The sequence below is a fragment of the Alteromonas sp. AWJ4_199 genome (genome assembly GCF_056159165.1).
This window is the reverse complement of sequence record NZ_JBSWUR010000001.1, coordinates 1,627,377-1,642,241: the sequence shown is the minus strand read 5'-3', so window position 1 is coordinate 1,642,241 and position 14,865 is coordinate 1,627,377. Positions and strand designations below refer to the sequence as shown.

Here is a 14,865-nt window from a genome sequence, read left to right as displayed (position 1 = left end):
TTAGTAGTTTACGAAAAGCAAGCCGTCGTTATAGAGGCGGCAACACCGTCATCTTTTTAATAATGATCGGCTCAATGGGTACGTTATTCGCGTTAAGGCGAATGGAGTATTCAGTTTCTACTTCCGACATCGCATCAACAATATCTTCGCCTTCCACAATCACGCCAAACACTGCATAGCCCCAGTCTCTGCCCGGGTTTAAGCTGCTGTTGTCATTCACATTGAAGAAAAACTGTCGGTTTGCGGTATGCGGGTCACCTTGTCTAGCCATTGCAATAGTGTGCAGGTCGTTAGTCAAACCGTTACCAGACTCATTGAATATATCGGGGAAGTTCGACTTGCCGTTGAAGTCAGCAGTATAGCCTCCACCTTGCACAACAAAACCAGGCACTATACGGTGAAAAATAGTGTCTTCGTAGGCGCGCTTATCCACATAACGAAGAAAGTTATTTACCGTAATTGGCGCGCGTCTTCTGTCTAGCTCAACCACGATATCGCCCATGGTCGTTTCTATTTTCACCCGTGGGTAATAGTTATCTGGCTGAACCTGAGACCCATCATCTTTCTTAGCCATAACCGACGAACTGCTGCCAATCAGCATAACAACGGTGATGAGTGATAAAAGTATTTTCTTCATAAAAATGCCTTTAAATGTATTCCTTGATTCGAGCGCTTTTTTGCGCAGCTTTCTTTATGCACTTTTCTTCGCGCTTAGCGTTTTGCAGTGCCTAAGATAACGAACTTTTTATCACTCGCAAGTACCTTGGCGCCACCAAACAGCTTTTTAAGTTTAATGTGGTAATCGAGGTGTCGGTTACCAACCACTACTAAGTGACCACTTTTAATCAGCAATTCACGAGAATCAGTAAACATTTGCCATGCAATATGATCGGTGATCGCGTTTTGCTGATGAAACGGAGGGTTACACAAAATCTTAGTAACAGCTGGTTTGTTTTCGCGATTTAAGAGTGTTTCTAAGCAGTTACTTGCCACAAACTCGCACTGGTCGATTTTATCCGGAAAGTTGTTTAACACGTTGAGTCGGGCACTTTCCAACGCCATGTAAGACTCATCCACGAATATCACTTTGGCGTCAGGTGCGAGAGACAGCGCGTTTACACCCAATACACCATTACCACAGCCCAAATCTACCACTACGTCATTGGCACTTACCGTCATGTGCTCAAGCATAATACGCGCGCCAATATCCAGCGACTGCCGAGCAAATGTGTTGGCAAGGTTATCGATAGTAAGCTCTGTGCCCATGGTGCTTTTACACTGCCAGCGCGTAGGATAGGGAGAGTCAGCGAGTTTTAGAGACTCACGAGGCGTTGCGAAAATAAGCCGAGATTTCTTTTTAGCAAGAGAGGTGGTTGTAGGGCCAATATATCGCTCAAACAAGTTAAGCACCGACTTCGTAATGGCCTTCACTTTGCCCGTTGCGACGATGCGAGTATCAGGCGTAACATATTTTTGTATATCGATAAGCTGTTGTTCTAGCAAAGCGAGGGCGCGAGGGACTTTTATGACGATAAGGCTAGGTGCAGTTTCTGGTTTAAACGTTAAGCTTTGTACACTGGTTAACGTTTGCAGCGGTGCGGTCGCTAGCTCACTTGAACTGTTATCTACTGATGCATTAAGTAACTTATTGGCTTTCAAGTTCTCAGACAGTGAACGCAACGAAATATAAGAATCGGATACCCAGTAAGGCGCTAAATGGGAAAACCAGCAGCCTAACGCACCAAAGTCGTCGTTAAAGATCATCATTGACCCATCATTTTCACCGCTGCCAATTGAAAGCGATGTTTCACTTAACAAGGTTTCGATGTGCTCAATAACAAGCTCATCTGCGCTATCCCATGCTTGAAGGCTTACATGCTGGTGCTTTTCAGGGTAGCGAATCAGCGAGAACTGGCGGTCGGCAAATATAAATTCTGTATTCATTGGGGTCTGTTTTTAGAGAAGGCTCAAAGCATTATCTACTAGGGAATGCTCATTCAGTTTACGTGCTAATGTCTATCTTATCATATCAACCACTTGGCTCTAGCGAATAACCCGTTATTCTTCGGTATTGGATGCACCTTGTATGAAGCACGATATTTAACGATGACAGAGCAATCCGCACTGGAAAAGCATGCGTACTCATTGAAAATAAGGTGTAATTACACAAGCTCTAAAGGGGGCATTGGCACCGTCAACCGCTATGTAGATAGCTAGAATTAAAATATCAAAGGAATTATAGTTCTTACACATGCAATTTTCCCTGTTCGACACGGCTGAAGACAAGCGCACGTCTTATAAGCTCCCGTTAGTTGAAGGTGATGTCACTTATTTTCCTAACGCGCTATCGCAGGCTACTGCAGATTCCTTTTTTGCAAAACTGCAAGAAGAGTTACCCTGGCGCCAGGATACGATTAGGCTGTTTGGCAAGCCGGTAAAAATTCCTCGGCTTCAAAGCTGGCACGGCGATCCCGATTGTACTTACACCTATTCAAATTTAACCATGTCACCGAACCCTTGGACGGAAAGCCTTGCAGACATTAAAGCGCGCTGTGAGCAACTGTGTGAAAAATCGTGCGCGTCACAGTACAAAGTAACGTTCAACAGCGTGCTAGCCAACTGGTACCGCGATGGGCAAGACAGTATGAGCTTTCATTCCGATGATGAACCCGAGTTAGGAATCAACCCCGTGATTGCATCAGTTACCCTAGGTGAGGCAAGACCCTTTGTTTTTAAGCATAAAGAAACAAAGGAAAAGCATACGCAGTTACTTGAACACGGTAGCGTATTGATTATGGCAGGCGCGACACAAAGCCATTATGTGCACGGTATTGCAAAGACGGCTAAGCCTATCGGTGGTAGAATTAACCTTACATTTCGACATCTTATTCAAAGAGCAAGGTAAGCCAAATGCAAGTAAAAGCGTTTCTAGAAACTACGATTGAAGCGGCACTTAGTCCTAGTTATCTTGAGGTTGTAGATGAAAGCTTCATGCACAATGTGCCAGACGGTGCGCAGAGTCACTTTAAAGTTACCGTTGTGAGCGACGCCTTTGAAGGTAAGCGTTTAATAGCAAGGCACAGAGAAATTAACGGGCTTGCGGCAGAAGCGCTGCAGGGGCCTGTTCACGCTTTGGCGCTTCACACGTATACACCGGCCGAGTGGGAAGCGAGAGGTGGAGAGTCGCTAGCATCACCTAACTGTCTTGGCGGCAGCAAGCACGATAAGTAGCACCCTCAATCATATTAAATGGAAGTAGAAACATGACAAGCAGTAAAAACACAAAAAATAGCGCCATCGCCGATTATCTAAGCATGATAAAAGCACCCGCTATTCAGGTTTTACTACTTGGGACAGGCTTTTTGTTAATGATGCTGTTTGTTTACATGGGCGTTTTAACGTCATTTGATAATGCAGTGTTTAACACAATTAGCGAGCTAGGCAATGTGTCGGGGTGGAAGCGTGATGTGCTTAGAGATACCACTGCGCTAGGTAGCAATACGGTACTAATTTTTGTTGTAGCAGCAGTTGCAGGTGCTTTGGGTATGGCGGGAGAGAAGAAAAAGGCCATTACCTTTATTATTGCCGTTGCAGTGGGAATTGCGATGACTTTTCTACTTAAAGCGGGGATCGACAGACCGCGTCCATCGCTGAACATGCAACATGTTGATGTGTATACCCAAAGTTTTCCTTCGGCTCACGCCACACTATCAGCCCTTGTTTACTTTTATGTGGCTCATTTGCTTACACATTTAACGCAAAGTACGCGGGTACAAGTATGGATATACCTAGCGACTACTCTGCTGGTATTTTGCATTGGCCTTAGCCGTGTTTTACTGGGCGTGCACTGGCCTAGTGATATTATCGCAGGCTGGTTTGCTGGCGGAAGCATGGCTGCATTTTGCTTTTACGTGATTAAATGGAAGCGAAAGCTGCGTATTAAAGACAAAGGTTAAGCGTGCAAGAACTCAAACGGCTTGGTGATATTATCAAGCGGGACCCTTTCAGAATGGATTGCCTTCATGCCTTGCGGTCGCTTGATTTACCGCAGGGCTACATAGGTGCAGGATTTGTGCGAAATGCTATATGGGATGATTTGCACGAAAGGGTTAAACCAACGCCGCTTAACGATATTGATGTGATTTACTTTAGCGATGAAATCACAGTATCTCAGAATGTTGCAGTAGCCCAGACTTCAACAGAACCAGCATTTCAACAACAAGAACACTCATTAATAACTGCAGACGCTAAATCAGAAATAAAAAACCAAGAAAAAGCCATTGAACGCCAGCTAACCCGAATAATGCCCCAAGCTAATTGGCAGGTGAAAAACCAGGCGCGTATGCATTTGTCTCACGGACATGCTCCCTATAATAATTGCCACGACGCTATTTCATATTGGATAGAGCGAGAAACCTGTGTTGCGGTTCGCTTATTAGCGAATGATGATTTTGACGTACTTGCACCATTTGGCCTAGTTGCAAATTTCGCCGGCACCATAAGTATTAACCCCCAATATCCAAGACCCGATGTTTTTAGTAAGCGAGTCGGATCTAAGAATTGGCTTGACGTTTGGCCTTTACTGAAGCTGCGCGAACAAAGGTTAAAATAGGTCTAGCTACTTTCTCAAAGAGTTGTTCGTAGTAATATCTACTACCTTAGCGGCAATAGAGGCTATGGTTGTATTTTCGCTCATGGCCTGTTTTTGCAGTCGGCGATACGCGTTGTTTTCGCTTAGGCCAAATTGCTCCATGACTACCAGTTTTGCTCGGCTTATCAGCTTCTGATCTTGAATTGCACGTTTAGCTTCTTCAAGCTCTCGCCCCATGTCTTCTATATGCTGGGCTTGTGAACGCAGTAAGTCGTAAAAAGAGCGGTGAGCAGATAAGGTTTTAGTCTGCTCATTGAGTGACAGCGTTTTAATTTCGTCGTCTTTTGTATCTTCCGCTAAGCCCGGCATACTAGGATCAAACAATAAGGTGAGCGGCGAGCCATCATTAGCGTGCTCATCGTTAAAGCGCGTAAGCAACTGTTGATGATTGGCCATTTCATTTTTTGCATTGGCAACTTTACTGTTAGCTTGTTGTGTTAAGGCTTCTGTCAGTGCTACCTCGATACCTTGCATTGCATCTATGCGACGAGTCGCTACATCGAACCAAACTTCAGATATTTCAGCGGCAATAGGGCTGCCGTCTCCAAGCTGCGCGATCATATTTCTAAGCTGTGTAATATCTATTGCCGCTGGGCTTTTATTTAAAGCATCCAACGCGTCCTTATGCGGCTTACAGCTAAATTCACAGAATATATTGAAGTGATGTTCTTGGGCTTGCTGAAGCGCAGCAAGTTTTTCACATAAACGCGCGTCGAAATGGGTTTCGGCAAAACCAATTGCCCCCCACGCTCGCTCTTGCCCAGCATACTCTTTGGCCTGCATGAAGTTGAACAAAGCAACCAGCAAACGGGTAATAGTTGGGTCGCTTGCTATATCTGCTGCTTCAAAAATGACAGTAAGTAAACTTGCCACTAAACGGCTGTAGGCACGAGTTGATTCCAGTGGCGTTAGCTGCTGCTTACTGACTTGCTCTCTTAAGCGTGGCAGATAGTCTGTCGCCTGCATGGCTAAAGTAATACTGCTCAATAAACGTGGGTTGCCTGAAGTAATCTCATCAGTTAAGTATAGAGACTTCAAATGGCTTTTTAGCATTGACTCTGCTTGTTCACTAGCACTGACATACTGCATTCGCTCAGCTTTGTAGCGCTCGGCTTTAGATGCGAGAAAGATATTGCTGGCTCCGCGCTCTTTTTGCAGTTCATGTATAAGCTCACGAACCGCAATAACAATACGACAGTTGCTAGAAAGCTGTTCTAACACCGTGATCTCTGCATGTTTTGCGGCCAGCAAAAAACGTTTCGTGGCATCACTACAAAGCGCAATGGTTTGTTCAGGTTCGTGTAGCATAAGAGGCCCTGCTAAATGTTGGTTTACGCAATTCGCTTTTTTATTGATAGTTTTTTTGCGAAGTATTGCTTTAAAGCACGTTGAATTAAGCAACACTTATGCCCTGTTTATCAGAATGGAGTTAGGCAAAGCCTGGATGGGGGAGTAATGCGCCGAATGCTTAACAGACGTCACTTTTATAGGTGTAACGCAAAATTAATTGCAATTCGGTGAGTTAAAAATGACGGGCACTTTAGAAGAGAGTGTAAGCGGATTGCACATTAGTGGTGCAATCCGCCTTTAGATACTTGGATTTAATATCAAAAGCTAGTTTCTAACCACGCGGAGAAACCAACCGACAAAGAGAGAAATCAAGAAACCGAAAAAGGCAATCATAGTAGTAATGGTAAGCATCTGGCCGGAGAAGTCTGCATTTTCCCCGGTATGTTCGCTTACAAGCATTCCTGAAGCCTTAAAAATAAACAGCGCAGCGACAGAAAATAGTAAGATAACGGCGGTAGACATAATGGTGGCTTTCCAATAAGCCTTTGGCGACATCCAATGAATCGCGCCTGCCACTAACACGCACAAAATGGTAAGAATATAAGGTACCACGTAAACTCCTCGTTAAATAAGGCCTATGCCTTACGTCATTGCCACATCATCAAGTGCAACTTAAGCAAAGTAGCGGATTAACGTTACGAACTAATGCTACGGGCTAATGCTACGGGCTCATGCTACGAGCTAAGCGCACCGAGGGGCTAGTTTATTAAAATACTGCAATACGATGCCACGTAAGATGCCTTTTGTCAGCAAAGGCCTTAAAATTTAGCGCGTCTTACACTAAACCTAGAAGCGACATTAACAAGAAACTAAATGGCGTTTGCCTAAGTTGTCTTGCCGCTGCGTCCTCTAAGCAGTGTTTATGCATCAGTAACAATCTATTAAAAGATTTTAAGCTACAATGGTGATAGAATCGCCGAAAAATCATCCTGCCTACTTGGTGTACTGCTATCACGCGGTGTACGCCACGGTGGGTTGTTGTGTTTAACATCTTAGCTTCTGAGAGAACATGTTCGATTTAATTACCAGTAAAGACAGCAACGTTAAAAACGACGTGCTATCAGGTATTACCGTGGCGCTAGCCTTGGTCCCTGAAGCCGTAGCATTTGCATTTGTAGCCGGCGTAGAACCAATGATTGGTCTTTATGCGGCTTTCATGATGGGCTTGATCACTTCCGCTATTGGTGGCCGCCCAGGAATGATTTCTGGAGCTACTGGCGCCATGGCCGTTGTAATGGTGGCACTGGTTGCCCAACACGGCGTGCAGTATTTATTTGCCGCGGTTATTTTGGCAGGTTTACTGCAAATAATGTGCGGTATTTTCAAGCTCGGGAAGTTTATTCGACTGGTGCCATATCCGGTAATGCTAGGCTTCGTAAATGGTTTGGCGATTGTTATTTTCCTGGCGCAGTTAGGCCAGTTCAAAGTCACTAACGCAGCCGGTGAGTTGCAGTGGATGGAAGGTACGCTGCTATATTGGATGTTAGGGCTTGTGGCGTTAACTATGGCTATTATCTATTTACTACCAAAGCTAACTAAAGCTGTACCTGCGTCGCTGGTAGCGATTGTTACGGTAACCTTGTTAGTACACGGTCTTGACCTTGAAGCGCGCACTGTAATCGACTTTGTTCGCGATTTGCTACCAGCTGACCAGCGCGATACCGCAACGCTAGCGGGTGAACTTCCTAGCTTTGCTATTCCTATGGTGCCGTTCACCTGGGAAACCTTCATGATCATTTTGCCTACCTCAGTGATTCTTTGCTTGGTTGGTCTTATAGAATCGCTTCTTACCCTTTCATTAATTGATGAAATGACGGACACCCGCGGACGTGGTAACAAAGAGTGCGTTGGCCAAGGCGTTGCAAATACCGTAAACGGTTTCTTTGGCGGTATGGGCGGTTGCGCCATGATTGGCCAAAGTATGATTAATATTAACTCTGGTGGCCGTGGCCGCTTGTCTGGTATCACCGCGGCGGTTGTATTATTAGGCTTTATTCTATTTGCTGCTCCGCTAATTGAAATGATTCCTCTCGCTGCCCTTGTTGGCGTTATGTTCGTGGTGGTTATCGCTACATTTGAGTGGGCGTCATTCAGAATTATTCGCGGCGTAAACAAAGAGGATGCGTTCGTACTTTTCCTAGTAACAGGCGTTACCGTTATCGCTGACCTGGCTATTGCGGTTGTGGTGGGTGTTATCGTTTCCGCACTGGTGTTTGCATGGAAACACGCTCGTCATATCGAAGCGAGATCCCATATCGATAACGACGGTTGGAAAGTCTATGAGCTAGACGGCCCGCTGTTCTTCGGCTCGGTATCGCATTTCAAAGACCTGTTTGATATTGCCAACGACCCTAACGATGTAGTTATTGACTTCAAAGACTCTCGCATTTGGGATTCATCAGGTATTGATGCGCTAGATACCCTTGCTGACAAATACGAAGAGCAGGGTAAAAAGCTACACATTCGCCATATCAGTGATGAGTGTCGCTCACTGCTTCGCAAGGCCGATAAGTTTGTTGAAATTAATGTGGTTGAAGATCCTCGCTATCGCGTAGCGACGGATAAGCTGGCCTAAGTTATTTGAAAGCCTTAATGCACCAAGTAAACACAGTTTTGCGTTTGTTTGGTGCAGTTGTGAAGTCTGAATAATGCTTATTTTGTAGTAAATCAAATAAAAACAATTGCTTACGGTTTTGGCACTGAACTTGGATAGCTATAAGCGTAAAGTGTGTTTTGGTGATTTGTGTCAATCGCTGAAAATTGTGTGATTTATAACACTCCGTAAAATGTGTTAGCCGACCTAAACCGTTGGCAAAATAGGCAACGAAGCCCGCATCAACGAAAGTTGAAGCGGGCTTTTTTTTGTCCCGAAAAAAGGGGAATACCATGACTTCATTGGACTCAAAAACGCAAATTGTCGTCGTAGGCAACGGCATGGTGGGGCATCATTTTGTTGAGCAGCTTCACCAAAGCGATGCCAATGTAGAAATAACCGTTTTATGCGGTGAGTCACGCCTTGCGTACGACCGCGTTTATCTGTCATCTTTTTTTAGCGGCGCGAGTGCTGATGACTTAGCGCTTACTACACCCGCTCAGTACGCCGAGTGGGGCGTAAACGTAGTTACCAATGCCTTGGTTACCGATATAGACCGTGACAATAATAAGGTGACGACTTCAGAAGGGCAGGTGTTTAGCTACGATAAGCTTGTGCTAGCCACGGGCTCATACCCATTTGTGCCACCCATCCCTGGCAACGATCAAGAGCATTGCTTGGTGTACCGTACTATAGACGATCTACTCGCTATTGAAGCTTCAGCAGCGGTTAGCAAAGTAGGGGTTGTTGTTGGTGGTGGGCTGTTGGGTTTAGAAGCTGCTAACGCATTAAAGCAAGCTGGTCTCGACACCCACGTGGTTGAGTTTGCCCCGCAGCTTATGGCGGTACAGCTAGACCAAGCAGGTGGTAACGTTCTTAAGGACAAAATTGAAGCGTTGGGCGTTACGGTTCACACTCAAAAGGCAACGCAAACTATTGAGGCCGGTGATAACTGCCGCTATAAAATGGTGTTTGCTGACGGCACTGCACTAGAAACTGACATGATTCTTTTTTCTGCTGGTATTCGACCTTCCGACCAGCTCGGCAGAAAGTCAGCGCTAACACTGGGTGAGCGCGGCGGTATTGTCATTGATAACCACTGCGTGACATCTGACCCAAACATTTACGCTGTGGGTGAATGTGCGCTGTGGGATAATAAAATCTTTGGCCTGGTAGCACCTGGATATACCATGGCGCGCACGGCTGTAAGTCATATCACCGGCGGCGATGCCGAGTTCACAGGCGCAGATATGAGTACCAAACTCAAGCTAATGGGCGTTGAAGTGGGCTCAATTGGCGATGCCCATGAACGTACAGAAGGTGCGCTTAGCTACACCTACTTAAATCAGCCTGAAGGCGTGTATAAAAAGCTGGTAGTAGATAGCGAGCAAAAGCTTGTGCTTGGTGCTGTACTCGTTGGCGATACCAGCGACTACGATACGCTATTACAATATGCGCTTAACAGCATCGAATTGCCTGAACATCCAGAGAGCCTCATTCTGCCATCATCTGATGCCGCACCAGCATTAGGTGCCGATGCACTGCCAGACACTGCGTCTATATGCTCGTGCCTAAATGTAACGAAAGGCGACATTGTCTCAGCTATTGAAGGTGGCTGTTGCAGCGTTGGCGATGTAAAAGGTGAAACTAAAGCCAGTACTGGTTGTGGTGGATGTGCTGCGTTGCTTAAAAATGTAGTAGATAGCGAGCTTGAAAAGCGCGGTGTTGAAGTATCAAAAGCGATTTGTGAGCACTTCAATTACACCCGACAAGAGCTGTTTCACATTGTTAAGGTTAACGGCATTCGCACCTTCGACGAGCTACTAGAGCAGCATGGTGAAGGTCTAGGGTGTGAAATTTGTAAGCCCGCTGTCGGCTCAATTTTAGCCTCGGTGTATAACGACTACATTCTTAAGGCTTCACATCTTCCTCTGCAAGACACCAACGATATCTACCTTGGCAACATGCAAAAAGATGGCACGTATTCCGTTGTACCGCGTGTACCTGGTGGCGAAATAACGCCTGAGAAGTTGATTTTGCTAGGTGAAGTGGCAAAAGAATACAACTTGTACACCAAGATCACGGGTGGTCAGCGCATTGATTTATTTGGAGCGCGCGTAGAGCACTTACCGGATATCTGGGAAAAACTCGTCGCTGGCGGTTTTGAAACCGGCCATGCTTACGCGAAGGCACTGCGTACCGTGAAATCGTGTGTGGGCAGCACATGGTGCCGCTACGGTGTACAGGATTCTGTTGGAACTGCCATTGACTTAGAGAATCGTTATAAAGGCTTACGTGCGCCCCACAAAATTAAATTTGCCGTCTCGGGGTGTACCCGTGAGTGCGCAGAAGCCCAAAGCAAAGACATTGGCGTTATTGCTACCGAGCAAGGCTGGAACCTGTATGTTTGCGGGAATGGCGGCATGAAGCCTCGACATGCAGACCGGTTTGCCACCGACCTAGATACCGAAACCCTAATTAAGTACATCGACCGCGTGCTGATGTTTTACGTGAAAACGGCTGATCGCCTACAGCGCACATCGGTATGGATGGACAACTTAGAGGGTGGGCTAGCTTACTTGCAAGATGTTGTAATCAACGATGCACTTGGCATTAATAGTGAGCTTGAAGCGCAGATGGATGCTGTGGTTGATGCCTATCAGTGCGAATGGAAAACTACCATTGAAAACCCTGAGTCGCGCAAGCGTTTCCGTCAATTTGTAAACAGCAATGCTAGCGACACCAACATTCAGTTTGTTTCAGAGCGAGGCCAGGTTCGCCCAGCTACTGAAGCTGAAAAAGTAGCGGGTAAAGATCAGTTCATTCCTGTCTCTATGGTGTAGCCACTGGCTTATCAACCCTGTTAGGAGAATCAAATTATGTCAGCAGCGCAAAATGTAATGGCGTCAGAACCACAGCAAGTGCAATGGCACTATGTTTGTGAGACGAACGACTTAGTGACAAACAGTGGGGTTTGCGCCCTTGTCGACTCACAGCAAGTAGCGCTTTTCAGTTTGAAGATAAACGGCGAAACCCAGGTTTTCGCCATTAGTAACTACGACCCTATTGGTAAAGCAAACGTGCTTTATCGCGGGCTTTTGGGGTCGATAGGCGGTGCGCCAGTTGTCGCTTCGCCGTTGTACAAAGAGCATTACTTTTTAGAAACCGGGCTGTGTAAAGAACACGATGATGTGTTCGTCACGGCTTACCCTGTGAAGGTCGAGGGCGAGAAGGTCTTTGTAGGCATTTAAGCAAACTGACCCTATTTGAATGCCCACATGAATAGAGTCTTCTTGCAAAAACGCATTCAACTACTTCGATATCGAAAAAGGTAATGAAATGAATATGGCTACACGACAACCCGATATGATGTCTGAACAATTAAGACAAACAACATGCCCATACTGCGGCGTAGGGTGTGGTGTAGATATCAGTTGCAACGTAAGCAAGCGTGCCACAACCCTGGACACTGTTAAAGGCACGCCAGAGCATCCCGCCAATTATGGAAGATTGTGTGTTAAAGGAACAAACCTGCTTGAAACAAACGACCTAAATGGACGTTTGCTTCACCCAACCATTGCAGGTCAATCGGTGGATTGGGACACGGCCACCGATGTGATTGCGGATAAGATCACATCTACCATTGCGCAGTATGGCGCGGATGCCGTTGCTTTTTATGTTTCAGGCCAGCTTCTTACTGAAGACTACTACATTGCCAATAAGCTTATGAAAGGTTATATCGGCAGTGCCAATATAGATACCAACTCTCGACTTTGCATGTCATCAGCGGTAGCTGCTTATAAGCGCGCCTTTGGTGAAGACGTGGTGCCTTGCGATTACACCGACCTGGAATGTACAGATTTATTGGTAATTACGGGAAGTAATACGGCGTGGGCCCATCCTGTGCTTTTTCAGCGCATTCAGCGAGCAAAGCTGAAAAATCCGAATATGAAGGTCATTGTTGTTGACCCACGCAAAACCGAAACCTGTACCATTGCCGATTTACACCTTCCTATAAAGCCGGGTAGCGACGTTGCGCTATTTAACGGTTTACTCAGCTATGCAAACGCGCAAGGCCGAATAGACAAATCCGCCGTTGAGACCTATGCCGAGGGGCTTGATGAAACGCTTGAAAGTGCAAGTGGCTTAACGCTGGATGACGTGGCTAGCGTATGCGATATAGAAAAAAGCAAGGTTAAGGCTTTTTTCGACGCATTCTGTGAAGCATCTAGCGCCATTACTTTTTATTCTATGGGCGTTAATCAGTCTTCCGCTGGCGTAGATAAAGCCCAAGCCATTATTAACTGCCACCTAGCTACAGACTTGATTGCCAAAGACGGGTGTGGGCCGTTCTCAATCACAGGTCAGCCCAATGCCATGGGAGGGCGTGAAGTCGGTGGTTTAGCTAACATGCTAGCTGCCCACATGGATTTAGAAAATCCTGAGCATATCGAAGCAGTAAAAACCTACTGGGACGCACCCGTTATGCCCAAAGGTCTGGGGCTTAAGGCGGTAGACCTTTTTAACGCCATTGAAGAAGGTAAAGTAAAATTCGTTTGGATAATGGGGACTAACCCTGTTGTCAGTATGCCCAACCGAGGACAAGTTGAGCGCGCACTTTCAAAGTGCGGGATGGTCGTAGTGTCTGATATTGTTGAAGCGAATGATACGCTTGACTACGCCCACATTGCCCTCCCTGCTACGGGTTGGTCAGAAAAAGACGGCACAGTGACGAACTCAGAGCGCCGTATTTCACGTCAGCGGGGCATATTGCACCCGCCTGGAAGTGCAAAACACGATTGGCAAATACTGTGCGACGTGGCGGCTAAAATGGGTTTTGGCGAGGCATTTAGCTTTACTCATCCGTCGCAAATATTTTGTGAATACGCTGGCTTAACTGGCTATCACAATAATGGCAAACGCCAGTTAGACTTATCACCTTTGCAAAGTCTAAATGAAGCTCAGTACAACGCTCTATCACCTATCCAGTGGCCTTTTTATAACGCGGTTTTGAATACTCCCTCATCCGGTACCAAGCTTAACGCAAACACTAAGCCCAACCTTATCAGTAAGCGTCCTTTTGAAGATAAGCAGTTTTCGACGCCTAGCGGTAAGGCTAAACTGATTCCCGTAACCTATAAAGCCCCATTGCAGGTTATGTCAGACGCTTACCCTTTTGTCGTTAACAGCGGTCGAGCTCGAGATCAATGGCATACCATGACGCGCACGGGTAAAGCCGCAAAGTTACTCGCCCATATGCCCAGCGCCCCTGTATACATAAACCCAAAAGACGCTGCTGAGTTAGGTGTTGCAAATAATGACCTCGTCTCTTTGACAAGTGCAGTGTGTAAAGACGCCCCTGTTATCTATCCGGTAAAAACGGATACGGATATGCGCAAAGGCGAAGTATTCATTCCCATTCATTGGTCTGCGCAATGGGGGTCGCACAGTAAACTAGGTGCACTTTACGCGAGCGCGGTAGACCCAATTTCAGGGCAGCCGGAACTAAAGCATGCTGCAGTGGCTATTGCACCTGTACGTTACGCTACGTATGGAAAACTCTTTTTATCGTCAAAAATACAATCGGCACACGACTCAAAAAGCAACATTGATAACCCCAGTATTGATAATCCCAACATCGATAATCCCAGCATTGATAATCACGATGCGCTGAAGAAAATATGTGATTACTGGAATAAAACACCACTTGAAGCCGAAAGCGCTACATCGAAAGGAAGTAGTTCTGAAGAATCACTATCAGTATTAAATGTAGCCTCCAACAAAAGCCGTCGTGAATTTACTCAAAGCTTGATACCACAGTTACCGCAAAACGCGGTGCTATTACAGTTTCAACATCACACTTTTTCAGTATGTCTTGCGCTTGTCGATGGCTTACTGTGCTTCGCTGCATTTTTGGGTGATGAGCCAGAAAAAACAGGCGCGGCTCTTGTGGCGGCAGACACAACAAGCACGTGGACTGTGCCGAATGCGTGGCTTGCCAGCCTATTAAATACGGCGATTTCCACTGAGTCACAACGCAATTTATTACGAGGCCAAGTGGATGACGCATTTCTAAAAGGCGATGTAGTTTGTAGCTGTTTTGAAGTGCGTGAAAGGACGATTACAGATGCCATCACCAAAGGCTGTTCATCGGTAACCGAACTTGGTAAGCAGTTAAAATGCGGCACGAACTGTGGTTCTTGTAAGCCCGCCTTGTACGAGCTTATAGACAAGCATTTAGTTATAGAAACCCAATCTGTTTAGGAGCGTT

Annotated in this window: 12 protein-coding genes; 8 read left to right on the top strand and 4 right to left on the bottom strand. The window is 46.0% G+C overall.

The window, feature by feature from the left end; all coding sequences use genetic code 11:
• Positions 1-28: 28 nt before the first annotated feature.
• Together ACXAER_RS07120 and ACXAER_RS07115 are read right to left on the bottom strand one after the other, a co-directional pair.
• Complete coding sequence (locus ACXAER_RS07120; protein ID WP_474827886.1) at positions 29-637, bottom strand: peptidylprolyl isomerase; 609 nt, start codon at positions 635-637, stop codon at positions 29-31.
• Between the two features lie 74 nt (positions 638-711).
• Entirely contained in the window at positions 712-1,944 is a 1,233-nt protein-coding gene (locus tag ACXAER_RS07115; RefSeq protein ID WP_474827884.1) for a methyltransferase, read from the bottom strand.
• Between the two features lie 307 nt (positions 1,945-2,251).
• Between ACXAER_RS07115 and ACXAER_RS07110 the strand changes: the two genes are divergently transcribed.
• Genes ACXAER_RS07110 through ACXAER_RS07095 form a run of 4 tightly spaced genes read left to right on the top strand, consistent with a single transcriptional unit; the run spans position 2,252 to position 4,612 of the window.
• Complete coding sequence (locus ACXAER_RS07110; RefSeq protein WP_474827882.1) at positions 2,252-2,905, top strand: alpha-ketoglutarate-dependent dioxygenase AlkB family protein; 654 nt, start codon at positions 2,252-2,254, stop codon at positions 2,903-2,905.
• 5 nt (positions 2,906-2,910) lie between these two features.
• On the top strand, positions 2,911-3,231 hold the full coding sequence (locus ACXAER_RS07105) for a BolA family protein (RefSeq protein ID WP_474827880.1): 321 nt from the start codon (positions 2,911-2,913) through the stop codon (positions 3,229-3,231).
• Between the two features lie 32 nt (positions 3,232-3,263).
• Positions 3,264-3,956 carry a phosphatase PAP2 family protein gene (locus ACXAER_RS07100; protein WP_474827878.1) on the top strand — a complete coding sequence of 231 codons (693 nt, stop codon included), beginning with the start codon at positions 3,264-3,266 and terminating at the stop codon, positions 3,954-3,956.
• A 2-nt stretch (positions 3,957-3,958) separates the two neighbouring features.
• On the top strand, positions 3,959-4,612 hold the full coding sequence (locus tag ACXAER_RS07095; RefSeq protein ID WP_474827876.1) for a nucleotidyltransferase family protein: 654 nt from the start codon (positions 3,959-3,961) through the stop codon (positions 4,610-4,612).
• Positions 4,613-4,618: 6 nt separating this feature from the next.
• Here the strand turns inward: ACXAER_RS07095 and ACXAER_RS07090 are convergent, their stop codons facing one another.
• Together ACXAER_RS07090 and ACXAER_RS07085 are read right to left on the bottom strand one after the other, a co-directional pair.
• Positions 4,619-5,959 (bottom strand): nitrate- and nitrite sensing domain-containing protein, encoded by a 1,341-nt coding sequence (locus ACXAER_RS07090; protein ID WP_474827874.1) that lies wholly within the window; start codon positions 5,957-5,959, stop codon positions 4,619-4,621.
• Positions 5,960-6,265: 306 nt separating this feature from the next.
• Entirely contained in the window at positions 6,266-6,553 is a 288-nt protein-coding gene (locus tag ACXAER_RS07085; protein ID WP_014948232.1) for a hypothetical protein, read from the bottom strand.
• 457 nt (positions 6,554-7,010) lie between these two features.
• On the opposite strand from ACXAER_RS07085, the gene ACXAER_RS07080 reads away from it, so the two are divergent.
• The 4 genes from ACXAER_RS07080 (at position 7,011) to ACXAER_RS07065 (ending at position 14,858) form a co-directional block, all read left to right on the top strand.
• Positions 7,011-8,576, top strand: coding sequence for a SulP family inorganic anion transporter (locus ACXAER_RS07080; RefSeq protein WP_014978293.1), 1,566 nt, complete (start codon positions 7,011-7,013; stop codon positions 8,574-8,576).
• Between the two features lie 311 nt (positions 8,577-8,887).
• Positions 8,888-11,437, top strand: coding sequence for a nitrite reductase large subunit NirB (nirB, locus tag ACXAER_RS07075; RefSeq protein WP_474827872.1), 2,550 nt, complete (start codon positions 8,888-8,890; stop codon positions 11,435-11,437).
• A gap of 36 nt (positions 11,438-11,473) precedes the next feature.
• Entirely contained in the window at positions 11,474-11,845 is a 372-nt protein-coding gene (gene nirD / locus ACXAER_RS07070; protein ID WP_474827870.1) for a nitrite reductase small subunit NirD, read from the top strand.
• Between the two features lie 88 nt (positions 11,846-11,933).
• Positions 11,934-14,858, top strand: coding sequence for a nitrate reductase (locus tag ACXAER_RS07065; protein WP_474827868.1), 2,925 nt, complete (start codon positions 11,934-11,936; stop codon positions 14,856-14,858).
• The last annotated feature ends 7 nt before the right edge of the window (positions 14,859-14,865 follow it).